This window comes from Streptomyces sp. SID5469, assembly GCF_009862865.1.
In the GTDB taxonomy this organism is placed as follows: Bacteria; Actinomycetota; Actinomycetes; order Streptomycetales; family Streptomycetaceae; genus Streptomyces; species Streptomyces avermitilis.
This window is the reverse complement of sequence record NZ_WWIN01000001.1, coordinates 4181714-4205017: the sequence shown is the minus strand read 5'-3', so window position 1 is coordinate 4205017 and position 23304 is coordinate 4181714. Positions and strand designations below refer to the sequence as shown.

At 70.3% G+C, this 23304-nt stretch carries 19 protein-coding genes; 14 read left to right on the top strand and 5 right to left on the bottom strand.

Annotated elements, in window-relative coordinates:
• Positions 1-201: 201 nt before the first annotated feature.
• Positions 202-1059 carry a L,D-transpeptidase family protein gene (locus GTY58_RS17710; RefSeq protein WP_010984814.1) on the bottom strand — a complete coding sequence of 286 codons (858 nt, stop codon included), beginning with the start codon at positions 1057-1059 and terminating at the stop codon, positions 202-204.
• A gap of 267 nt (positions 1060-1326) precedes the next feature.
• Between GTY58_RS17710 and GTY58_RS17705 the strand changes: the two genes are divergently transcribed.
• A complete protein-coding gene (locus GTY58_RS17705) occupies positions 1327-2907 on the top strand; it encodes a methylmalonyl-CoA mutase family protein (protein ID WP_010984813.1) in 1581 nt (526 codons plus the stop codon).
• Between the two features lie 99 nt (positions 2908-3006).
• Positions 3007-3660 (top strand): leucine efflux protein LeuE, encoded by a 654-nt coding sequence (gene leuE, locus GTY58_RS17700; RefSeq protein ID WP_010984812.1) that lies wholly within the window; start codon positions 3007-3009, stop codon positions 3658-3660.
• On the opposite strand, the gene GTY58_RS17695 is transcribed toward leuE, so the two are convergent.
• A complete protein-coding gene (locus tag GTY58_RS17695) occupies positions 3657-5093 on the bottom strand; it encodes an FAD-dependent oxidoreductase (protein ID WP_010984811.1) in 1437 nt (478 codons plus the stop codon). The two genes, leuE and GTY58_RS17695, sit on opposite strands and share 4 nt — an antisense overlap.
• 38 nt (positions 5094-5131) lie before the next feature.
• Between GTY58_RS17695 and GTY58_RS17690 the strand changes: the two genes are divergently transcribed.
• Positions 5132-5782, top strand: a complete 651-nt coding sequence (locus tag GTY58_RS17690; RefSeq protein WP_010984810.1) for a TetR/AcrR family transcriptional regulator C-terminal domain-containing protein — start codon at positions 5132-5134, stop codon at positions 5780-5782.
• A 96-nt stretch (positions 5783-5878) separates the two neighbouring features.
• Here the strand turns inward: GTY58_RS17690 and GTY58_RS17685 are convergent, their stop codons facing one another.
• The 3 genes from GTY58_RS17685 to GTY58_RS17675 form a co-directional block, all read right to left on the bottom strand.
• On the bottom strand, positions 5879-6952 hold the full coding sequence (locus GTY58_RS17685; RefSeq protein WP_242432318.1) for an acyltransferase: 1074 nt from the start codon (positions 6950-6952) through the stop codon (positions 5879-5881).
• Between the two features lie 107 nt (positions 6953-7059).
• Positions 7060-8394 carry a polysialyltransferase family glycosyltransferase gene (locus tag GTY58_RS17680; protein ID WP_010984808.1) on the bottom strand — a complete coding sequence of 445 codons (1335 nt, stop codon included), beginning with the start codon at positions 8392-8394 and terminating at the stop codon, positions 7060-7062.
• Positions 8391-9371 (bottom strand): glycosyltransferase family 2 protein, encoded by a 981-nt coding sequence (locus GTY58_RS17675; RefSeq protein WP_010984807.1) that lies wholly within the window; start codon positions 9369-9371, stop codon positions 8391-8393. The genes GTY58_RS17680 and GTY58_RS17675 overlap by 4 nt, the downstream gene beginning before the upstream one ends.
• Positions 9372-9569: 198 nt before the next feature.
• On the opposite strand from GTY58_RS17675, the gene GTY58_RS17670 reads away from it, so the two are divergent.
• From GTY58_RS17670 to GTY58_RS40720, 11 genes are all read left to right on the top strand, one after another.
• Positions 9570-10925, top strand: a complete 1356-nt coding sequence (locus tag GTY58_RS17670; protein WP_010984806.1) for a DUF6716 putative glycosyltransferase — start codon at positions 9570-9572, stop codon at positions 10923-10925.
• 32 nt (positions 10926-10957) lie between these two features.
• Positions 10958-12256: an N-acylneuraminate cytidylyltransferase gene (locus GTY58_RS17665; RefSeq protein WP_010984805.1), complete on the top strand. Its 1299-nt coding sequence runs from the start codon at positions 10958-10960 to the stop codon at positions 12254-12256.
• Positions 12257-12269: 13 nt separating this feature from the next.
• On the top strand, positions 12270-13205 hold the full coding sequence (locus GTY58_RS17660) for an N-acetylneuraminate synthase family protein (protein ID WP_010984804.1): 936 nt from the start codon (positions 12270-12272) through the stop codon (positions 13203-13205).
• A gap of 26 nt (positions 13206-13231) precedes the next feature.
• A complete protein-coding gene (locus GTY58_RS17655; protein ID WP_010984803.1) occupies positions 13232-14305 on the top strand; it encodes a hypothetical protein in 1074 nt (357 codons plus the stop codon).
• A 372-nt stretch (positions 14306-14677) separates the two neighbouring features.
• Positions 14678-15931, top strand: a complete 1254-nt coding sequence (locus tag GTY58_RS17650) for an amidohydrolase (protein WP_010984802.1) — start codon at positions 14678-14680, stop codon at positions 15929-15931.
• Positions 15932-16172: 241 nt separating this feature from the next.
• Complete coding sequence (locus GTY58_RS17645; RefSeq protein WP_042494420.1) at positions 16173-17237, top strand: BMP family ABC transporter substrate-binding protein; 1065 nt, start codon at positions 16173-16175, stop codon at positions 17235-17237.
• A gap of 282 nt (positions 17238-17519) precedes the next feature.
• The gene (locus GTY58_RS17640; RefSeq protein WP_010984800.1) at positions 17520-18575 is read left to right on the top strand and encodes a BMP family ABC transporter substrate-binding protein; all 1056 of its coding nucleotides are present in this window, start codon (positions 17520-17522) and stop codon (positions 18573-18575) included.
• A gap of 200 nt (positions 18576-18775) precedes the next feature.
• Positions 18776-20440, top strand: a complete 1665-nt coding sequence (locus GTY58_RS17635) for an ABC transporter ATP-binding protein (RefSeq protein WP_042493198.1) — start codon at positions 18776-18778, stop codon at positions 20438-20440.
• The gene (locus GTY58_RS17630; protein WP_010984798.1) at positions 20437-21567 is read left to right on the top strand and encodes an ABC transporter permease; all 1131 of its coding nucleotides are present in this window, start codon (positions 20437-20439) and stop codon (positions 21565-21567) included. Before GTY58_RS17635 ends, GTY58_RS17630 begins: the two co-directional genes overlap by 4 nt.
• The gene (locus GTY58_RS40725; RefSeq protein WP_037644934.1) at positions 21564-22826 is read left to right on the top strand and encodes an ABC transporter permease; all 1263 of its coding nucleotides are present in this window, start codon (positions 21564-21566) and stop codon (positions 22824-22826) included. Before GTY58_RS17630 ends, GTY58_RS40725 begins: the two co-directional genes overlap by 4 nt.
• Positions 22823-23239 (top strand): cytidine deaminase, encoded by a 417-nt coding sequence (locus GTY58_RS40720; RefSeq protein WP_010984796.1) that lies wholly within the window; start codon positions 22823-22825, stop codon positions 23237-23239. The genes GTY58_RS40725 and GTY58_RS40720 overlap by 4 nt, the downstream gene beginning before the upstream one ends.
• Positions 23240-23304: the final 65 nt, after the last annotated feature.

Sequence of the window (23304 nt, the reverse complement as noted above, 5' to 3'; positions counted from 1 at the left end):
CACGGAGCCGGGGTTCCCCCCGTACCCACGGCTCCGTGCATGTTGGCGCGGGCGGGACACGTTCCCCCGGTCCCGCCCGCGCCCCCGCCTCCCCCGTTGCATCCCCCGTCTCTCTCCAAGACGCGTGCGGCCGTGCATTTCTATGCCTGGCGTGACGCAGGTCACACAAAATGGCTTCGTCTCAGTCCCACGTCCCGCACCTCACCAGTAGACGACGACCTTGTCCCCGGTACGGACCTGCGCGAACAGCGCCGCGATCTTCACCTCGTCCCGTACGTTGACGCAGCCGTGCGAGCCGCCCGCGTAGCCGCGGGCCGCGAAGTCGTACGAGTAGTGCACGGCCTGGCCGCCGCTGAAGAACATCGCGTACGGCATGGGTGAGTCGTAGAGCGTCGACACATGGTGACGGGACTTCCAGTAGACGCTGAACACACCTTCACGGGTGGGCGTGTACTGCGCGCCGAAGCGCACCGCCATCGTCGAGACGGTCTTTCCGTCGATCATCCAGCGGAGCGTCCGGCTCGTCTTGCTGATGCACAGCGCCCGGCCCGTCATGCAGCGCGGGTCCGGTGCGGCGGCCGGCTGCCCGCCGAGCGCGTACAGCTCCCACTTCGTCGGCTCGTGCGTCATCCGCACCAGCCGCTGCCAGGTCACGGCGTCCGTCTCGCCGGTCCGCGGCAGCCCGCGTTTGCCCTGGAAGCCCCTGACCGCGGTGACGGTCAGATCGTCGTACGTCCCCGTCGGCCCGTCGAACAGCCAGGCGACCTGCCGCAGCCGGGCCTGCAACTCGCGTACGGCCGTGCCCTTGTCGCCCGCCGACCAGAGGACCTTGGCGGGGGCGGGCGCGGGCACGGGCGTGGAGGTGCCGCTCGGCTTGTCGCCGGCCGGTGTGCGGCTCGCCGTCGGCGGGTGGCTCGCCGTCGGGGTGCGCGGGAGGTCGATGTGCACGGGTGAGCGGTGTTTGCCGTCCGCGTCCACGCCCTGTGCCGTGCAGCCGCAGACCGCGACGAGCGCCACGAGGGCGGCCATCGATCTTCCCGCCATGCCCTTGGTACGCATACCAACCCCCGCTGTCTCAATGGTCATGCCGGTCACCGCCCCCTACTCCGCCCCCTGAAGTGTTCCCCGCGCGTGACCCGTCGCGAACTACGCGGCATGGTTGTGGTCAGGAGCGGCAGATGTGCGGTCAGGGTGGTAGGGCTGCTGTGAGCAAGGTCCCAGCGTGGGGCCCTCCACCGGGCGCACGGGCGCCGCTACAGTCCGTCGCGAGGTCGTCTGTACTGGCGAGTAACCAACGAGTCGGCAAGCAACACGGAGGCACACACCATGGCGCGCGAGTCGGAGTCCGGACTGCCCATCGAGCCGGTCTACGGGCCTGAGGCGCTGGAGGGCTGGGATCCGGCCCAGAAGCTGGGGACGCCCGGCGCGTACCCCTTCACACGTGGTGTGTACCCGTCCATGTACACGGGTCGGCCCTGGACGATGCGGCAGTACGCCGGCTTCGGCACGGCGGTGGAGTCCAACGCGCGCTACAAGCAGCTGATCGCGAACGGCACGATGGGTCTGTCGGTCGCGTTCGACCTCCCCACCCAGATGGGCCACGACTCCGATGCCCCGATCGCGCACGGCGAGGTCGGCAAGGTGGGCGTCGCGATCGACTCGGTCGAGGACATGCGGGTGCTCCTCGGCGGGATCCCGCTGGACAAGGTGTCGACGTCGATGACGATCAACGCTCCGGCCGCGCTGCTCCTGCTCATGTACCAGCTGGTCGGCGAGGAACAGGGCGTTCCGGCGGACCGGCTGACGGGCACGATCCAGAACGACGTCCTCAAGGAGTACATCGCGCGGGGCACGTACATCTTCCCGCCCAAGCCCTCCCTGCGGCTGATCGCCGACATCTTCAAGTACTGCAAGACCGAGATCCCGAAGTGGAACACGATCTCGATCTCCGGCTACCACATGGCGGAGGCGGGCGCGTCCCCGGCGCAGGAGATCGCGTTCACGCTGGCGGACGGCATCGAGTACGTCCGTACGGCCGTGGCCGCGGGCATGGACGTGGACGACTTCGCCCCGCGCCTGTCCTTCTTCTTCGTCTCCCGTACGACGATCCTCGAAGAGGTCGCCAAGTTCCGTGCGGCCAGGCGGATCTGGGCCCGCGTGATGCGCGACGAGTTCGGCGCCAAGAACCCCAAGTCGCTGATGCTGCGCTTCCACACGCAGACGGCCGGCGTGCAGCTGACGGCCCAGCAGCCGGAGGTGAACCTGGTCCGGGTGGCGGTCCAGGGCCTGGCCGCGGTGCTCGGCGGTACGCAGTCGCTGCACACGAACTCGTTCGACGAGGCGATCGCGCTGCCCACGGACAAGTCCGCGCGCCTCGCCCTGCGCACCCAGCAGGTGCTGGCGTACGAGACGGACGTCACGGCGACGGTCGACCCCTTCGCGGGCAGCTACGTCGTCGAGAAGATGACGGACGAGGTGGAGGCCGCGACGGTCGAGCTGATGGCGAAGGTGGAGGAGCTGGGCGGCGCGGTCAACGCGATCGAGCGCGGCTTCCAGAAGGGCGAGATCGAGCGCTCCGCGTACCGCATCGCCCAGGAGACGGACTCGGGCGAGCGGGTGGTGGTCGGCGTCAACCGCTTCCAGCTCGAGGCGGAAGAGCCCTACGAGCCCCTCCGTGTCGACCCGGCCATCGAGGCCCAGCAGGCGGAACGCCTCGCCAAACTCCGCGCCGAGCGCGACCGGTCGGCCGTCGACGCCGCCCTCGCCGACCTGAAGAAGGCGGCCGAGGGCACGGACAACGTCCTCTACCCGATGAAGGACGCCCTGCGCGCCCGCGCCACGGTGGGCGAGGTGTGCAACGCGCTGCGGGAGGTCTGGGGGACCTACGTGCCGTCGGACGCGTTCTGACCTGCGCAATTTCTCCTTATGGGTGATCGGGGGCGGACAACGGACTGACCCGCGACACCCGAAGGCGGAGTGTCGTACGCGCGTGCGACACTCCCTTTCATGTTTGGTGTCACCGATCTCCCCACCTACCTCGCAGGCCTTGTCCTGATCGTCCTGCTCCCCGGTCCGAACTCGCTGTACGTGTTGTCCGTCGCCGCCCGCAAGGGCGTACGCGCCGGATACACGGCAGCCGCGGGCGTCTGGTGCGGTGACACCGTGCTGATGACGCTGTCCGCGGCCGGAGTCGCCTCGCTGCTCCAGGCGAACGCCCTGCTGTTCGGGATCGTGAAGTACGCCGGGGCCGGGTATCTGACCTGGCTCGCGTTCGGCATGCTGCGGGCCGCGTGGGAGATGTGGCGGACCCGCCGGGACCGGGCGGACGCGGCCCGGGCACCCGTCGCGCCGGTCGCCGGAGAGCGGCCCTTCCGGCGGGCGTTCGTCGTCAGCCTCTTCAACCCGAAGGCGATCCTGTTCTTCGTCGCCTTCTTCGTTCAGTTCGTCGACCCGGGGTACGCCTACCCGGCCCTGTCCTTCGTCGTCCTCGGCGCCTTCGCCCAGCTGGCGAGCTTCCTGTACCTCACCGCGCTGATCTTCAGCGGCACGAAGCTGGCGGCCGCCTTCCGCCGACGCAAGCGGCTCTCCGCGGGGGCCACGACCGCCGCGGGCGCCCTCTTCCTGGGCTTCGCCGTGAAGCTGACACTGGCCGGCGCCTAGGCGACAGCCACCCGGGCCGCGTACTCCGTCAGTCCCGCCGCCGTCCTGCCCGCCCAGCCCACATACCCGTCGGGCCGGACGAGGAAGACGCCGGCGCCGTACTCCTCGTACGCCGGAATCCGGACCGTGCGGGCACCGGCGAGCGTCGGCAGTTCCGCCTCCGTGCCGACCGCCAGCAGCGTCCAGTGCGGCCCCCTGAACGCGTCGAACAGCCGTACGTCGCCACGGATCCCGTCCGGCGCGCGGTCGCCCGCATGCAGCGCGTCCCGCGCGAGGCCCGCGCGCGTCTCCACCGCGAGCGAGGACCCCCGGTAGCCGAGCCCGAGCTGCCGGGTCGCCTCCCCGCGCCGCACCTCGCCCCGGTGGACCTGGGTGGACAGCCCGAGCATGTCCGCGGCGACGGGCAGCCGCTCCTCCTCGTACGAGTCGAGGAGGGACACGGGAGCCCCGCCGCGCAGCACCGCGCCCAGCTTCCAGCCCAGGTTGTACGCGTCCTGGACGCTGGTGTTGAGGCCCTGTCCGCCCGCGGGCGAGTGGACGTGCGCGGCGTCGCCCGCGAGGAAGACGCGGCCCGCGCGGAACCGGTCGGCCATCGCGGCCCGCGGCCGGAAGTCGGAGGCCCAGCGCACCTCGGTCACCTCGGCGGGGGCGAGGTGCGAGCGCGTGGCGACGACCTTGCGGATGCCGTCGAGGGACAGGTCGGCATCCGTGCCCTCCGGGAACTGGGCCACGACCTGGAAGTCCTCCGCGCCCGCCAGCGGCCAGATCGCGAGAAAGCCGTCGTCCTCGCGCGGCGGGAAGATGTGCCAGTTGTCGCGGTCCAGACCGGTGATCCGGACGTCCGCCACCAGCATCGGGTTCGGGTCCACCGTCTCCCCGGTCATGCCGATTCCGAGCGCGCGCCGCACGGCGGAGCGGCCCCCGTCGGCGGCGACCGCGTACCGGGCGCGGACAGCGGTGCCCGAAGCGAACTCCGCGGTCACGCCGTCCTCGTCCTGCCGGAGGCCGACGACCTCGCGCCCGAAGCCGACCCGCCCGCCGAGCTCCTCCAGCCGCGCGAACAGGATCTCCTGAGTGCGCCACTGCGGGACCATCCACGGCTCGGCGTACGGCGAGTCGTCGCTCGCCTCGGCCGGGTCGAACAGCTGATGCTCACCCACGCGCTCGCCGTCCTGCCAGATCATCCCGACGGGGTAGGAGCCACCGGCGGCGCGGATCGCGTCCAGCACACCGAGATCGTCGAACACCTCCATCGTGCGCGGCTGGATCCCCTTGCCGCGGGACCCGGGGAACAGGCCTTCGGCCCGCTCGACGACGAGGGCGCGCACCCCGCGCCGGGCCAGGTCGACGCCGAGGGCGAGTCCGGTGGGACCGGCACCGACGATCAGTACGTCCGTGTTCACGACAGTCTCCTTAACGCCGTTAAGTCGCATGTCCGGAGGATGCCCTTAACGGCGTTAAACTGTCAAGCGTGGTTACCCAGAGATCCCCCAAGCTGGACAAGAAGCAGGTCGTCGAGACCGCCCTGCGGCTGCTCAACGAGGCCGGCCTCGACGGGCTCACCCTCCGGGCCATCGCCAAGGAGCTGAACGTCCAGGCACCGGCCCTGTACTGGCACTTCAAGAACAAGCAGGCGCTGCTCGACGAGATGGCGACGGAGATGTACCGCCGCATGACCGAGGGCGCGCACCTCGCCCCGGGCGCCTCCTGGCAGGAGCGGCTGCTCCACGGCAACCGCGCGCTGCGCACCGCCCTGCTCGGCTACCGCGACGGTGCCAAGGTCTTCAGCGGCTCCCGCTTCACCGGCACCGAACACGCGGTCCAGCTGGAAGCGAGCCTGCGCTCCCTGGTCGAAGCGGGCTTCGACCTCCCCCAGGCCGTGCGCGCCACCTCCACGGCCTACTTCTTCACCCTCGGCTTCGTCACCGAGGAACAGGGCGTCGAGCCGCTGCCGGGGGAGCGCCGCGAGGGCTACGACGTCGACGAGCGCGCCGCGCGCATGGCCGACTTCCCCCTCGCGGCGGCCGCGGGCGCCGAGATCTTCCAGAACTACGAGGAGGGCTTCGAGGAAGGGCTGCGCCTGGTGATCGCGGGGATCGAGGCGCGGTACGGGATCAGGTGAACGCCGGGCCCCGGATCCGGAGGGGCCGCCTCCGACACGGAGTCGGCCCCCAGTCCGGTGGGGAGCCTCGGTCCTAGGTCCGTCCGCCGCCCGGTGCTACGGCCGCGGCCTCGACAGCGCCCCACGCAGCTTCGGGGCCAGCCGCTCCTCCACATACCGGTTCAGCAGCCAGGCCAGCAGCAGCATGGTCGCGACCGTCAACAGGAACGTCCCGTACGACGGAATCCCCAGGTCCCGGTGGTAGACCTTGATGGCGACCCACCCCAGGTGCTCGTGCACCAGGTAGAACGGGTACGTCAGGGCGCCCGCCACCGTCAGCCAGCGCCAGTTCACCCGATTCAGCCAGCCGAGCGCGATGGCCGCGACCGCCAGGTACCCCAGCGTGACGATCAGGACGATGCCGTACGCCGGCCGGTACGAGAAGAAGTCCGGGTTCGGCGCGTGCCACAGGCCGCGCACCGCGTAGTGCTGCCCGATCAGCCAGCTCACGCCCACGATGCCCCAGGCGTACGCGTCCCGCCGGTCGCGGTGGACCAGGTAGAGCCCGATGCCGCCGACGAAGAACGGCGCGTACTCCGGCATCAGCACGAGGTTCAGCAGCGGCTCGTCCGCCGCCTGCGCGATCGCCGCCGCCATCGTCCAGCTCGCGCAGAACAGGATCACCCGCTGCCGGGTCGCGCCCGGCAGCACGATGCACAGGGCGAACAGCGCGTAGAACCGGATCTCCGCCCACAGCGTCCAGCAGACCCCCAGCACCCGGTCCACGCCCAGGGGTTGCTGGAGCATCGTCAGGTTGACCAGCGCGTCGCTCGGCGACACCGCCTTGTAGGCGACCGTCGGCAGCGCGAACACCGCCGTCACGATGATCACCGCCGCCCAGTAGGAGGGCAGCAGGCGGGACGCGCGCGAGGCGAAGAACGAGCGCAGCGGCCGGCCCCAGCCGCTCATGCAGATCACGAAGCCGCTGATCACGAAGAAGATCTGCACACCCAGACAGCCGTACGCGAACCACGAGTGCAGGGTGGGGAACTGGTGCCGCGGGGAGCCGCCCCAGGCCGCGGTGACGTCGCCGTCCCGGCCGCCGTAGTGGTACGCGGCGACCATCAGCGCGGCGACGAGCCGCAGCCCGTCGAGCGCACGCAGCCGCGGCGCGTGCGCCTTGGGAACGATCCGCGGGGGGACACCCGCGGCGCCCTGCCCGGCCTCGGGCGCCGTCGCAGCGGGCTTCTCGAGCGGTGTGGGCACCGGCGTGTTCGGCTCTGTCTCCACGGGCGCGTTCATCCGAGCGTCGCCCGCTTCAGCGAACGGGCACGGCGCGCCACCCGGCGCACCGTGGCGTTGCGCGGGATGAAGGCCAGCTGGGCCGGTACGGCGCCCGGAAGCGCCAGCGAGGTGAGGCGACGCCGCTTGAAGTAGCGCCAGGTGTGCGGGGTCAGCTGCCGCGTCAGATAGCGCTCCGCCGCCGGGCGCAGGCCGGGGCAGATCTTCGGCTGCATCGCGTAGCCGACGGCTCGTACGAGGCTGGTGAGGTCCTCGACGTCCAGGCCCTGTCGCTGCTCGGTCACCGCCGCGCGGTCCGTCAGCAGGGGCAGCAGCGCGTCGACGATGGTGACGGGGACACGGTTGCTGTTCTCGTACGGCGTCAGCCGGTCGAGGAGGGACTCGGTGCCGATGCGGGCGACCGGCAGGCCGTACAGCGCGGACGCGGTGAGCAGCGCGGTGGAGAAGCAGCCGACGACCAGCGCGGGGCGCATCCGCTGGTAGAGGACCTCGGCGAGGACCGGGGTGTCGAGCACCGTCAGGTCGGCGCCCAGCTTCTCGGCCTCCTTCTCCAGCAGACGCGACCAGCGGGCCGGTGCGGTCGGGTGCGGCTTGAAGACCACCCGCGTGTGACCGAGCTCGATCGCGCCCTTCAGCATCCGCACATGGAGGTTCTCCTCCTCCTCGGCGGTCAGGATGCCTAGGGCGGAGAGGTACTGGCCGAGCAGGAGGGCGGGTTCGTCGATGGCCGGCAAGGTGTCGCCGGTGTCCACGAGTTCGCCGAGCACCTTCGAGAACGCGTCCGTCGGCACGATCTCGGGCTCGACGCCGAACTCGGTGAGCAGCAGGGGCTCGAGGCCCGGCACCAGGTCCAGGTGGAGCAGCCGGGTCACCCGCGTGCCGACCAGCGGGTCGATCTTGTTGCGGGTGGGGCCGTAGCTCATCAGGCCGTCCGCGTAGACGGTGACGGGCGCGCCGGTGAAGATCTGCGCGATGCCGAGCGCGGGGTTGACCTGGATCGACTCGACGGCCAGTGCCACGTCGTCGTCGCCGAGCCGCCAGGCGAGCCGCAGATGCCGCTCCCACAGCGGCACGTCATCGAGCCGCGGGGCCCAGCCGCCCGGATGGAAGGGGGAGATGGTCTCGTTCCACGAGATCACGTCGTCGAAGCGGCCGCGCAGGTGGTCGAAGCCGGGCATCTCGTCCAGGGCGGGCGTCGTCTCGGGCGTCGCCGCGTTGTTCGAGACGAGCAGGATACGGCGGTCGGCGGGGGCGAAGCACTCGGTGTCCAGCGCCGCGGCGAGCGTCGCCGCGCCGTACAGCGTCGACGCGAGGAAGATCTGGGTGGTCACGCGGGCACCCCCGCGGCGGTCGCGGGACGGCGGCGCAGCCGGCGCAGGCGTGAGGCGCGCTGGATGTCCATCGAGTCCAGTGCCTCTTCGAGCACGTCCTGCGGCATACGGCGCAGTGCGACGGCGCTCATCGACTTCAGTTTCCGTGCCACCGGTGGCTCGAACCTTTCGATGGATCCCAGATGGTGGGAAATGATTGCGCAATATGTGCGAACTGCCTTGGGGAGCAATTTATCCGCGTCACGGTCCTTCGCGGTTTCGGCCACCACCTGGTCGAACGCGCGAATGAAATCCAGCTGCCGTACGTCGCCGATCTGGGTCAGCGAGGAGGCGACACCGCGCCGGTAGAAGACGCCCAGCAGTCCCACCGTGGCGAAGGATTCGGCCTCCCGGTGCAGCTTCCAGATCCACGGCCGGTCCTCGGCGGTGCGCAGCCCGTCGGTGAAGTGGAGCAGCCCGCGGTCGACGAGCCGGCGGTGGTAGATGCCCGCCCAGGCGTACGCGTAGTCGACGGAGGTGGACCGGTCGGCGGGCAGGATCGCGTCGCGCGGGTTCATCACCACACCGCGCCGGCCGTGCGGCACCCGGTTGACGGTGCGGGCCCGCGCGGTGCACTGGACATGATCAGTACGAACGAAGTCGCACCCCAACTCCTCGATGGCGGACAGGAGTTGGGGGAAATAGCCGGGAGCGAGCCAGTCGTCCCCGTCGAGGAACGTCAGGTACTCGCCGCGCGCGGTGTCTATCCCGGTGTTGCGTGCGGTCGCGAGCCCTCCGTTCTTCTCGTGTCTGACATGCACCGCGCCCGGGAGCTCGCGCTCCGCACGCGCGAGGATGTCCGGGGTTTCGTCGCGCGAGCAGTCGTCGACGAGAATGAATTCGAAGTCGTCGCCCGCGTTCGCACGCAGGCTCTTCAGGGTGTCGGGCGCGTATTGCTGCACGTTGTAGAACGGCACGATGACGGAGAGCTTGACCACCCGAGTGACGTTAGGCGGCGGCCCGGCATTCGTCTTGACCGGTGGTGAGATGTCAGGTGAACGACGCGTGGCGAAGCCGTGAACCGAGCCGATTTCCGCGCGCGACACGCCCCGAATCCCCAATCGGCGATGTGCTGTTAACCCGTTGTTGCATTCCGGTTGGGCCGCGGATCGGAATCACTTCCTAGCGTTTTCGACGTGCCAGCAAGTACTACGAAGTCCCTGCGGGTCGCCGTCCTGGCCGATTCCGATACCCGGTGGAAATGGGGCGCGCTCACCGCGAACCGCGTATCACCGAATGAATCGGACATTCGGCTCGACGGCTTCCTGCTGCGGGGCCGTGCCACCCCCACCCCCCGCCAGCTCGAAGAGGTCGGCGTCCGCGCGGACTCCCTGCGCGAGGTCACCGCCGTCGAGTTCCTGCGCCATATGAAGGGGGAGACGTACGACATCGTCGTGCTCGCCCTCGTCGGCGGCGCCGTCCAGGCGGTGCTGCACGGACTCGGGCACGCCCGGCAGGGACACGAGAAGCGGCCCGTGGTCGTCACCGGCTATGTCGGCGTCGTCTACGAGAAGCTCGCCGACGGCCTCCTGCTGCGCCACGGCGCGGACCTCGTCCTCGCCAACTCCCGTCAGGACGCGGAGCGTTTCAGGGCCGTGTTCGAGGGAGTGGGCGCCGACGCCTCGGCGGTGACCGAGGTGGCGCTGCCCTTCCTCGGCGGGCGGCCCTACGCCGGGAACGACCCGTCCGCACAGCGGGGGAGCAGGCCCTACACGGTGGTCTTCGCCGCGCAGCCCTCCGTACCGGAGAGGCGGGGGGACCGTACGTACCTGCTGAACCGGCTGGTCCAGCACGCCCGCCTGCACCCGGACCGCGAGGTGCTGCTCAAGCTGCGCTCCAAGCCGGGCGAGCACACCACGCACATCGAGGAGCTGCCCTACCAGAAGCTGGCGCAGCGGCTTCCCGACGGTCTCCCGGCCAACTTCCGTCTGGTGTACGGAAACATGGGCGAGGTCCTCGACCGCTCCGACCTGCTCGTCACGGTCAGCTCCACGGCGGCCCTGGAGTCCCTGCACCGCGGCATCCCCACCGTCGTCCTGACGGACCTCGGGGTGCGCGAGGCGCTCGGCAACCACCACTTCGTGGGCTCCGGCTGCCTGGCCTCCTGGGACCAGCTCGACGCCGGCCACCGACCGCTGCCCGACCCCACGTGGGTGGCCCGGCAGGGCGTCGCCGCTGGGGGCACCCCCTCTGGGGGAGGGTCGTACGAGACGGCCTTCGACGCGGCACGCGAACGGATCGCCGGGCTGCTGGCCGCCGGCGAACTCCCCCCGCTGGCGCCCTACTACACACCCGTCACCGCGCCCGGCTACCTCCCCGGCATCCTCGCCCGCCACCACCTCGCCCCGGACGGCAGCCCGCTGCCCGGAGCGCCCGCCGCCGACAAGGAGCCCAGCCCCGTACGGCAGATGGTGCGCCGGGCGGCCCGCGGCGCCTACCGCCACGGAGTGCAGCGCGTGGCGCCCGTCATCCGGCGGATGGGGGAGCTGTGAGCACACCTATCCCTTCCCAAGGAGTACAGCGAATGTCCCACTCGGAAGCGGGCCAAGCGGCTTCGGTGCGCCGTGTGCTCGCGGTGATCCCCGCGCGCGGCGGCTCCAAGGGCGTGCCCGCGAAGAACCTGCTGCCGGTCGGCGGCGTACCGCTGGTGGCCCGCGCCGTCCGCGAGTGCCGGGCGACCCGGCTCGTCACGGACGTCGTCGTCTCCACGGACGACCACGCCATCGCCGCCGCGGCCCGCGAGGCCGGCGCCGAGGTCGTGCTGCGGCCCGCCGCCATCGCCGGCGACACCGCCACCTCCGAGGCCGCCGTCCTGCACGCCATGGACACCCATGAGGCCCTGCACGGCGCGGCGGTCGACGTGGTCCTGCTGGTGCAGTGCACCAGCCCCTTCATCGTCCGCGAGGACGTGGACGGAGTCGTCCACGCCATCGTCGGCAAGGGCGCGGACACGGCGCTGACCGTGGCCCCCTTCCACGGCTTCGTGTGGCGCGACGCCGACGACGCCCCCGGGGCGCTCGGCGCCGAGCGCGCCGCCGTCGAGGGCGGCACGGACACCCTGGTCACCGGCACCGCCACCAGCGGCGGCTACGGCATCAACCATGACAAGTCCTTCCGCCCGCGCCGTCAGGACCGCCCCCAGGACCTCCTGGAGACGGGCGCCGTCTACGGCATGGACGCGACGGGCTTCCGCGAGGCCAGGCACCGCTTCTTCGGCCGCACCGAGCTGGTCCGCACCGACCCGGCCCGGGTCCTGGAGATCGACGACCCCCACGACCTCGCCCGCGCCCGGGCCCTCGCGCCGCTCTTCGACGCGAACCGGCCCGGCGCCCTCCCGACCGCCGAAGACATCGACGCGGTCGTCCTCGACTTCGACGGCACCCAGACCGACGACAGGGTGCTGATCGACTCCGACGGACGGGAGTTCGTCTCCGTGCACCGCGGGGACGGCCTCGGTATCGCGGCCCTCCGCAAGAGCGGCCTGACGATGCTCATCCTGTCCACGGAACAGAACCCGGTCGTCGCCGCCCGGGCCCGGAAGCTCAAGATTCCGGTCCTGCACGGCATCGACCGGAAAGACCTCGCACTGAAGCAGTGGTGCGAGGAGCAGGGCATCGCGCCCGAGCGCGTGCTCTACGTCGGCAACGACGTCAACGACCTCCCGTGCTTCGCCCTCGTGGGCTGGCCGGTGGCGGTCGCGAGCGCCCACGACGTCGTGCGCGGCGCCGCACGCGCGGTCACCACCGTCCCCGGCGGCGACGGCGCGATCCGAGAGATCGCCAGCTGGATCCTCGGCCCCTCTCTCGACTCCCTCGACAAGTAAGGAACGTTTCACCATGAGCAACTCCCGTCTGCGCAGCTTCGGTTCCAAGACCGCCGGCCCGGGCCACCCCGTCTACGTCGTCGGCGAGATCGGCATCAACCACAACGGTGAGCTCGAGAACGCCTTCAAGCTGATCGACGCCGCCGCCGAGGCCGGCTGCGACGCCGTCAAGTTCCAGAAGCGCACCCCGGAGATCTGCACCCCGCGCGACCAGTGGGACATCGAGCGCGACACCCCCTGGGGCCGCATGACCTACATCGACTACCGCCACCGCGTGGAGTTCGGTGAGGACGAGTACCGCCAGATCGACGAGTACGCCAAGAGCAAGAACATCGACTGGTTCGCCTCCCCGTGGGACACCGAGGCCGTCGCCTTCCTGGAGAAGTTCGACATCCCCGCCCACAAGGTGGCCTCCGCGTCCCTGACCGACGACGAGCTGCTCCGCGCCCTGCGCGGTACGGGCCGCACGGTCATCCTCTCCACGGGCATGTCGACCCCGAAGCAGATCCGTCACGCGGTAGAGGTCCTCGGCTCGGACAACATCCTGCTCTGCCACGCCACCTCGACGTACCCGGCGAAGGCCGAGGAGCTCAACCTCCGCGTCATCAACACCCTCCAGGCCGAGTACCCGAACGTCCCGATCGGCTACTCCGGCCACGAGACGGGCCTGCAGACCACGCTCGCCGCGGTCGCCCTCGGCGCCACGTTCGTCGAGCGCCACATCACCCTCGACCGCGCCATGTGGGGCTCCGACCAGGCCGCCTCCGTCGAGCCGCAGGGCCTCACGCGCCTGGTCCGTGACATCCGCACCATCGAGGCCTCCCTCGGCGACGGCGTCAAGAAGGTCTACGAGTCCGAGCTCGGCCCCATGAAGAAGCTGCGCCGGGTCCCGGGCGTCGTCGCCGAGGCGGAGATCGCGGCGGCGGCGGGCGAGCCGGTAGCGGTTTGAGCCACTTACGGGACGGTCGTACGCCGATGAGCCCCCGCGCCGGATCCGCCGGCCCCCACACTCTCGCCTTCGTCGAGAGTCCGGTACAGCTGTTGAACGTCCTCGAATGGGCGTACACGAACGCGCTGCACGACCCCGGCGCGGGGCTCACGCTCGTCGTCCTCTCTCCCACGGACCCGATGACCCGCGGCCAGCTGCGCCGTATGGCCGAACTGGCCCGCGACGAGGGGTACGAGGTCCGCTGGGAGGAGGCGCGGGGCGGTCCGACGGCGCCGTTCCACACGATCGGCGGTCTGGCGGGCGTGCTGCGCCGGGCGGACCGGATCGTCATGGGAGACCCCTTCTCCCGCTACGTACAACTGCTGCTGACGATCACCCGCGCCCGTGAACTGGTCGTCGTGGACGACGGCACGGCGACGATGGAGTTCGTCGCCCAGCTCGCCCGCGGCGAACGTCTGGTGCGCTGGCACCGCAAGGGCGGCCGACCGGGCCCGCGCGACCTGCTCTTCGCCCCGGTGTCGTCGTCGGCGCGCCGCCGGCTGACGCCGAGCGCGCACCGCACCGTCGAGGTGTTCTCGTCGATGCCGATCGACTCGGCGCCCGAGGGCGTCAAGGTCACGCGGAACGACTTCTCCTGGACCCGCGTCCGCTTCGGCCCGCCGCGCCTGACCAAGGGCGCCGACCTGGTGGGCACGTCCCTGGTGGAGACGGGCGTGGTGGACGGCGACCGCTATCTGGAGGCGGTACGGGCCCTGGCCAAGGCGCACGGCGCGACGCGCTACTTCGCCCACCGCCGCGAGAGCACGGACAAACTCCGCCGACTGGCCGCGGAGACAGGCCTGGAGATCGTCCGCCCCGACCTTCCCCTGGAGCTGATCGCCCGCCGTGGCCCGATCGGCCGTACGATCCTGAGCTTCCCCTCGACGGTGGTCCACACGCTGCCGCTGGCGCTGGCCGGCACGGAGGTCCGCGTCGCGGTCTGCGACATCGACCCGACATGGCTGACGGAGAACGCGTCACCGCGGGCACAGGGGTTCCTGTCGGGGGTGACGGGGACGGCGCGGGACGTGCACCGGCTGTCGGCGGTGCGCATGGCGTAGGGGTGGGTGCCCCTTTCCGGGCGGCCGTCCGTCCGACGCGCGTGCGTGCGTCGGGAAACCCGCCACCGCCATTTGTGGGACCGTAGAGCGCGGGGAATGGGCTCAGGCACTCCGAGCGTTTCCCCGACGGACGCGCTCGGGCACCCCGGGCCTTCCCATGGGTTCCGCCGGCAGCCCCGGCGGCGTGGATCACGAGCCCGGCCACCACACCGGACCACGATCCGTCGTCCGGAAAGGCGGGCGAGCTTACCCATCCCGACCGATATGTATGCGTCGGGCGGCCAGTTTTCTTCCCCTAACGGGCTGAAGTTTTGTTGATCGTGGGTCGCGTGGCCGCACCGTCGCCCTACCCTTCAAAGGGTGAACCAACTGATGTCCCGAGAGTCCGAGGCCGATTTCCCCGGGGACGCAGAGCTCCCCGGCGCGCTGCCCGAGGCACTGCGCGCCGAACTCGTGGCGTTCCGCCGCGACGTGCACATGCACCCGGAGCTCGGCAACCAGGAGTTCCGCACCACCGCGGCCCTCAAGGCACGCCTGGAGAAGGCCGACCTCCACCCCCGCGTGCTCGACACCGGGACCGGGCTCATCTGTGACATCGGGAACACCGCCGAGACCGGCGACGGGGCGCAGGCCGCCGACGCCGGCCCGAGGCCCATGCTCGCCCTGCGCGCCGACATCGACGCCCTCCCCATCCCGGACGCCAAGGTCGACTGCGCGTACCGCTCCACGGTGCCGGACCGCGCCCACGCCTGCGGCCACGACGTCCACACCACCGTGGTCCTCGGCGCCGGGCTCGTCCTCGCCGAGCTGCACAGCCAGGGGCGTCTCCCGTACCCCGTGCGGCTGATCTTCCAGCCCGCCGAGGAGGTCCTGCCCGGAGGCGCGGTCGACGCCATCGCGTCGGGTGCGCTGGAGGGTGTGGGGCGGATCATCGGCGTGCACTGCGACCCCCGGGTCGACGCCGGGCGCATCGGGCTGCGGCACGGCCCCATCACCTCCGCCTGCGACCGGCTCGAAGTGGCGCTCAACGGCCCCGGCGGCCACACCGCGCGCCCCCACCTCACCACCGACCTCGTCACCGCCGCCGCCCGCGTCGCCACCGATGTGCCGGCCCTGGTCGCCCGGCGCGTCGACGCGCGCAGCGGACTCGCGCTGACCTGGGGACGTATCGAGTCCGGCCACGCCTGCAACGTCATCCCGCAGCGCGCGGAGCTGTCCGGGACCGTGCGCTGCCTGGACCTCAACGCCTGGCGGGCGGCACCCGACCTCGTGCACGCGGCCATCGACGAGATCGCCGGTCTCTACCGCGCCAAGACCGAGATCAACTACGTCCGCGGGGTGCCCCCGGTCGTCAACGACCCGGCCGTCTCCGACCTGCTGCACGACGCCATGACCGCCCGCCGCGGCCCGGACTCCGTCGAGGACACCGAGCAGAGCCTCGGCGGCGAGGACTTCTCCTGGTATCTGGAGCACGTGCCCGGCGCCATGGCCCGCCTGGGCGTCCGCAAGCCGGGCGAGCGCGTCGTCCGTGATCTCCACCAGGGCGACTTCGACGTGGACGAGCACGCCATCACGGTCGGCGTCGAGCTCTTCACCGCGGCCGCCCTCCTGGACGCCGCACGGTAAGGCGGAGAGGCTGAGGGGTGCCCCCTTCGGTACCCCTTCGTCCGCTTGCGTCACCCCGCCGTAACCACCGGCGCGCAAACGTAACCCGGTGTCGGCACGAATCGATAACGGCCACGAGAAACCCCGTTCCTCTCCCCTTCTACGCGCGTTACTGTGCGCCGAAATCGCTGCGGTCGCGGCGCATTTGGGGATGCGGACCGGTGACGGGCCGTGGGGACGAAGGGTGCTAGCTGTGCGTCTGATATCTCGGAGGACGAGATTCTCCCGAGCCGCGGTGACCGTCGCGGTCGTCGCCCTCGCGGCAGCCGGTTGCGGTAAGTCCAGCAACGAGGCCGACAGCGGTTCGGACAAGAGCTCGTCCGGCTACACCGGCAAGGGCATCGGTCTCGCGTACGACATCGGCGGCAAAGGCGACCAGTCCTTCAACGACGCCGCGTACGCCGGATTCGAGAAGGCCGAGAAGGAGTTCAAGATCGGCGGCCGGGACATCGAGCCGCAGGACGGCGAGTCGAACGCCGACAAGGTCCAGCGTCTGGAGCAGCTCGCCAAGGCCGGCTACAACCCGGTCATCGGTGTCGGCTTCGCCTACGCCCCCGCCGTCAAGGAAGCCGCCGCGAAGTACCCGAAGACCACCTTCGGCATCATCGACGACGAGCAGGTCAAGGCGGACAACGTCGCGGACCTCGTCTTCCACGAGGAGGAGGCCTCCTACCTCGCCGGCGTCACCGCCGCCAAGACCACCAAGTCGAACGTCGTCGGCTTCATCGGCGGCGTGGACGTCCCGCTGATCCACAAGTTCGAGGCGGGCTTCGCGCAGGGCGTCAAGGACACCAAGAAGGGTGTCACGGTCAAGTCGCAGTACCTGACCGAGACCGCCGCCGAGGGCGGGTTCTCCAGCCCGGACAAGGGCGAGGCCGCGGCCGAGGGCCAGATCGGCGCCAAGGCCGACGTCGTCTACGCCGCCGCGGGCCTGTCCGGTCAGGGCGTCATCCAGGCCGCCGCCGAGCACAAGGTGTGGGCGATCGGTGTCGACTCCGACCAGTACAAGCAGGACGCGCTGGCCAAGTACAAGAACTCCATCCTCACCTCGGCGATGAAGGACGTGGCCGGCGCGGTGTACAACCTGTCCAAGTCGGTGCACGACGGCAAGCCGCTGACCGGTGTGGTCCGCGCCAACCTCAACACCGGCGGTGTCGGCTTGGCCGACTCCAACCCGACCTTCAAGGACATCACCGACCTGCACGCCGCGCTCAACAAGGCCAAGGCGGACATCATGGACGGACCTGCCAGCATGCACACTAGGTGACTGCCCGTTATTATACAGCACCAGCGACGTGCGAAAACCCTCGCACTTACCCAACTTAGTGCCCTTCCATGCGACTTCTTCCCGACCCCGCCCATGCGGCCGTTCCGCCCCGTCCCCGTTGCCTCCCGCAAGCGGCGCGCAGCGTTCCGTAATCTGTGGGGCATCTGTGGCCACAGCTCGGTAACGGACCGGACAGAAGGGGTTTTCCGTCTCGTCTACGCGCGTTACGCTGCGGCGGAACCAGCGCCTGGTTTGGGCGCTTGCACAAAGGAGTCACGTTCCATGCGCCGGGTGTCCCGAATCGCGGTTGCGGGCGTTGCGACCGCTACCCTCGCCGTCTCTGTTGCCGCCTGCGGCAACTCGTCCAGCGAGTCCTCGTCCAGCAGCAGCAGCGGCGGCACGGCCAAGGGCGTTGCCCTCGCCTACGACGTCGGCGGCAAGGGCGACCAGTCCTTCAATGACGCTGCCACCACCGGTATGGAGAAGGCCGGCAAGGAGTTCAAGACCGCCACCACGGCCGTCGAGCCGCAGGACGGCGAGTCCGACGCCGACAAGGTGCAGCGTCTGGAGCAGCTCGCCAAGTCCGGCTACAACCCGGTGATCGGTGTCGGCTTCGCCTACGCCCCCGCCGTCAAGGAAGCCGCCGCGAAGTACCCGAAGACCACCTTCGGCATCATCGACGACGAGCAGGTCAAGGCGGACAACGTCGCGGACCTCGTCTTCCACGAGGAGGAGGCCTCCTACCTCGCCGGCGTCACCGCCGCCAAGACCACCAAGTCGAACGTCGTCGGCTTCATCGGCGGCGTGGACGTCCCGCTGATCCACAAGTTCGAGGCGGGCTTCGCGCAGGGCGTCAAGGACACCAAGAAGGGTGTCACGGTCAAGTCGCAGTACCTGACCGAGACCGCCGCCGAGGGCGGGTTCTCCAGCCCGGACAAGGGCGAGGCCGCGGCCGAGGGCCAGATCGGCGCCAAGGCCGACGTCGTCTACGCCGCCGCGGGCCTGTCCGGCCAGGGCGTCATCAAGGCCGCCGCCGCGCACAAGGTGTCGGCGATCGGTGTCGACTCCGACCAGTACAAGCAGGACGCGCTGGCGAAGTACAAGAACTCCATCCTCACCTCGGCGATGAAGGACGTGGCCGGCGCGGTGTACAACCTCGCCAAGTCGGTGCACGACGGCAAGCCGGAGACCGGTGTGGTCCGCGCCAGCCTCAGCACCGGCGGTGTCGGCCTGGCCGACTCCAACCCGACCTTCAAGAACAACGCCGCCCTGCAGGCCGCGCTCAAGAAGGCCGAGGCGGGCATCAAGGACGGTTCGATCAAGGTCAAGACCAACTGACCTCAGTCGCGGGCCTTGGCCTGAGAGGCGCTGTAATGGCAGCGTTACGGCCACGGAACGGGGTGCGGCGAGGATGTCCTCTTCGCGCCCCGTTCGCGCGGCACAATGCTCGGAACGATCGGAACCGATCAGGTCCGAGCACTATTTAAGGCAGGGGCGCTACGCGCGTAGATCGGCCCCTTTTCCAAGGAGAGTGCGCCATCGACGCGTCCAGCAGCCCTCCGCTCACCGCGCAGTCGACCGCGGTCGAGCTGGCGGGGATCACCAAGCGTTTCCCCGGTGTGGTGGCCAACCACGACATCCACCTGACTGTCCGGAAGGGCACGGTCCACGCCCTCGTCGGTGAGAACGGCGCCGGGAAGTCGACACTGATGAAGATCCTCTACGGCATGCAGAAGCCGGACGAGGGCACGATCGCCGTCGACGGTGAGCAGGTCGCCTTCCACAGCCCCGCCGACGCCATCGCCCGCGGCATCGGCATGGTGCACCAGCACTTCATGCTCGCCGACAACCTCACGGTCCTGGAGAACGTCGTCCTGGGCAGCGAGAAGCTGTACGGCATCGGCGGCGGCGCCCGTAAGAAGATCCGCGAGATCTCCGACCGCTACGGGCTGAACGTGCGCCCCGACGTCCTCGTCGAGGACCTCGGTGTCGCCGACCGCCAGCGCGTGGAGATCCTCAAGGTCCTCTTCCGCGGCGCCCGCATCCTGATCCTGGACGAGCCCACCGCCGTACTCGTGCCGCAGGAGGTCGACGCACTCTTCGACAACCTGCGCGAGCTCAAGTCCGAGGGCCTCGCCGTCATCTTCATCTCGCACAAGCTGGGCGAGGTGCTGTCGGTCGCCGACGACATCACCGTCATCCGCCGCGGCACGACGGTCGGCACCGCCGTTCCGTCCGAGACCACCCCCCGCCAGCTCGCCGAGCTGATGGTGGGCAGCGAGCTGCCGACGCCGGAGACCGCCGAGTCCACCGTCACGGACAAGCCCGTCATCCAGGTCAAGGGCCTCACGGTCTTCGCCGGCGGTGCCGCCTCCCTCGGCGAGTTCGACGAACCGTCGGCCACCGGTCTGCTCACGGAGGACACGGCCGAGACCGCCGGCGGGGTGCGGCGCGTCCTCGACGACGTCACCTTCACCATCCACGCGGGCGAGGTCATGGGCATCGCCGGTGTCGAGGGCAACGGCCAGACCGAGCTCATCGACGCGCTGATCGGCCTCAAGCACGCCGACTCCGGCTCGATCGGCTTCCTGGGCGAGGACATCACGTCGTGGCCCACCCGCAAGCGCCGCGAGCAGGGCGTCGGTTACATCCCCGAGGACCGCCACCGCCACGGCCTGCTCCTGGAGTCCCCGCTCTGGGAGAACCGCATCCTCGGCCACGTCACCGAGCGGCCCAACGCGAAGGGCTTCTGGCTCGACATCAAGGGCGCCCAGGACGACACGCGCCGGATCGTCGAGGAGTACGACGTCCGTACCCCGGGCATCGACGTCACCGCCGCCTCCCTGTCCGGCGGCAACCAGCAGAAGCTGATCGTCGGCCGCGAGATGAGCCACAACCCGCGCTTCCTGATCGCCGCCCACCCCACCCGCGGTGTGGACGTCGGCGCGCAGGCCGCGATCTGGGACCAGATCCGCGAGGCCCGCCGCGAGGGCCTGGCCGTCCTGCTCATCTCGGCCGACCTGGACGAGCTGATCGGCCTCTCGGACACCCTCAGGGTGATCTACAACGGCAGGCTGGTCGCCGACGCCGATCCCGCCACCATCACGCCCGAAGAGCTGGGCTCGGCCATGACCGGCGCCGCCTCCGGCCACCTTGAGCACGCCGAGTCCGCAGCGGACTTGGGGGAGGACGAGACCCGATGAAGAAGTTCGACAAGGAGCGCGTGCTCCTTGCGGTGGCCGGCCCGGCCATCGCGCTCGTCGCGGCGATCGCCCTGACATCGATCGTGCTGCTCGCCTCGGGCCGCAGCCCGTTCGAGCCGTACTCCCTGATGCTCGAGCAGGCGACGTTCTCCGACGTCCAGGTGCTGATCATCAACCAGGCGTCGATGTACTACATCGCCGCGCTCGCGGTGGCCCTCGGCTTCCGCATGAACCTGTTCAACATCGGCGTCGACGGCCAGTACCGCCTCGGCGCGGTGATGACGGCGGTGGTCGGCGCGCACATCGCGCTGCCGTCCTTCCTCCAGATCCCGCTCCTCATGCTGGTCGCCATGCTCACCGGCGCCTTCTGGGCCGGCATCGCCGGTGTCCTCAAGGTCACCCGGGGAGTGAGCGAGGTCGTCGCGACGATCATGCTCAACGCGATCGCCACCAGCCTCATCGGCTACCTCATGCTCAGCGACAACTTCGGTGTGCAGGTCGGCAACAACAACACCACCGGCATCATGAAGGAGTCCGGCTGGATCCCCGGCATCAACCTCGGCGCGGACGTCGGCGAGATCTACGGCCTGGTCTTCCTCGCGGTCGTCCTGGGCATCCTGTACTGGATCGTGCTCAACCGCACCCGCTTCGGCTTCGACCTGCGCGCCAGCGGCGCCTCCGAGTCCGCCGCCGCGGCCTCCGGCGTCGACGCCAAGCGCATGGTGCTCATCGCGATGCTGATCTCCGGCGCCGTCTCGGGCCTGGCCGGTCTGCCGCTGCTGCTCGGCGACGTCCACACCTACAGCCTGAGCTTCCCGGCCGGCCTCGGCTTCACCGCCATCGGCATCGCGCTGCTCGGCCGCAACCACCCGGGCGGCATCGCCCTCGCCGCCCTCCTGTGGGCCTTCCTCGACAAGGCGTCCCCGGCCCTCGACTACGCCACCCCGGTGGCGTACGAGAAGGAGATCGCCACGATCATGCAGGGCCTGATCGTGTTCGCGGTCGTCATCTCGTACGAGGCCGTACGCGTCTGGGGCCTGCGCCGCCAGCAGAAGCGCGTCGGCGCCGAGCTGGCCGCGGCCGCCGCCCACAACAACTCCGAGAAGAAGGAGGTGGCTGCCCGATGAGCACCGTGACCGTCGCCAAGCCGCAGGCGAAGAAGCCCGGCAAGGGCAGCCGCCGCATGTCCCTCCCGGTACTCCTGCTCGTCATCGCGGGTGTGCTGGTCCTGACCTCGGTCGTCCGCCTGATCACCGGCGCGGACGGCATCACCTCGACCGGACAGATGTCCACGGCGCTGCGCCTCGCGGTGCCGATCGGCCTCGCGGGCCTCGGCGGTCTGTGGGCCGAGCGCGCGGGCGTCGTCAACATCGGCCTCGAGGGCATGATGATCCTCGGCACCTGGTTCGGCGCCTGGGCCGGTTACCAGTGGGGTCCGTGGACCGGTGTCGCCTTCGGCATCATCGGCGGCATGCTCGGCGGCGTCCTGCACGCCATCGCCACGGTGACGTTCAACGTCAACCACATCGTGTCGGGTGTGGCGATCAACATCCTGGCGCTCGGCACCACCCGCTACCTCTCCAAGTTCACCTTCGAGAACGAGCCGGGGGGCTCCTCCAAGCAGTCCCCGGGGATCGACTCGCTGGGCACCTTCGACATCCCAGGCCTGTCCAGCGGCCTGAACACACTCAACGAGAAGCACTGGTTCCTGGTCTCGGACATCGCGGGCCTGATCGGCGGTCTGGTCACCGACCTGTCGCCGCTCACCGTGGTCGCGGTCGCGCTCGTCCCGGCCACCTGGTGGGTGCTGTGGCGTACGGCCTTCGGCCTGCGCCTGCGCTCCTGCGGTGAGAACCCGGTGGCCGCCGAATCCCTCGGCGTCAACGTCTACAAGTACAAGTACCTGGCCGTGATCATCTCCGGCGGCTTCGCCGGCCTCGGCGGTGCCTTCCTGTCGATCGTCGCCTCCAACGTCTACCTGGACGGCCAGACCGCGGGCCGCGGCTACATCGGCCTCGCCGCGATGATCTTCGGCAACTGGATGCCGGGCGGACTCGCGCTCGGCGCCGGCCTGTTCGGCTACACCGACAGCCTCAACCTGCGCGGCGGCACCACCAACGTCCACGCGCTGATCCTGCTGCTGGCGATCCTGCTGGTCTTCGGGGCGGCGTATCTGCTGTGGAAGAAGCGGTACACCCCGGCCGTGGTCACCGCCGTGGTGTCGGCGCTGATGTTCCTCTGGTACACCTCCACCAACGAGGTGCCCAAGCAGGTCGTCAGCGCGACGCCGTACATCGTGACGCTGCTGGTCCTGTCGCTGTCCGCGCAGAGTCTGCGGATGCCGAAGGCGGACGGCATGCCGTACCGCCGGGGACAGGGCAAGTGACGTCCGGCGCCGGCGCCGGGTCCGCGGCCGTCGACTGGGAGGCCCTGCGGGCCGTGGCACGGGACGCCATGTCCCGGGCGTACGCGCCGTATTCGGGCTACCCGGTCGGGGTCGCGGCCCTGGTCGACGACGGCCGCACGGTCTCCGGCTGCAATGTCGAGAACGCCTCGTACGGGCTCGGCCTGTGCGCCGAGTGCGGGCTGGTCTCACAGCTCCAGAACACCGGGGGCGGCCGGCTGACGCACTTCACCTGTGTCGACGGCCGCGGCGAGATCCTCGTCCCGTGCGGTCGCTGCCGCCAGCTGCTGTACGAGTTCGGCGGCGCCGAGCTGCTGCTGGAGACGCCGGCCGGGATCGTGCCGCTCTCCGAGATGCTGCCGCAGGCCTTCGGGCCGGGCCATCTCACCCAGTAACGCCTGTGCGGCCCCTTCGAACGGCTCGGAGGGGCCGCGCACATTCGTAAGTCTTCGGAAGGAAA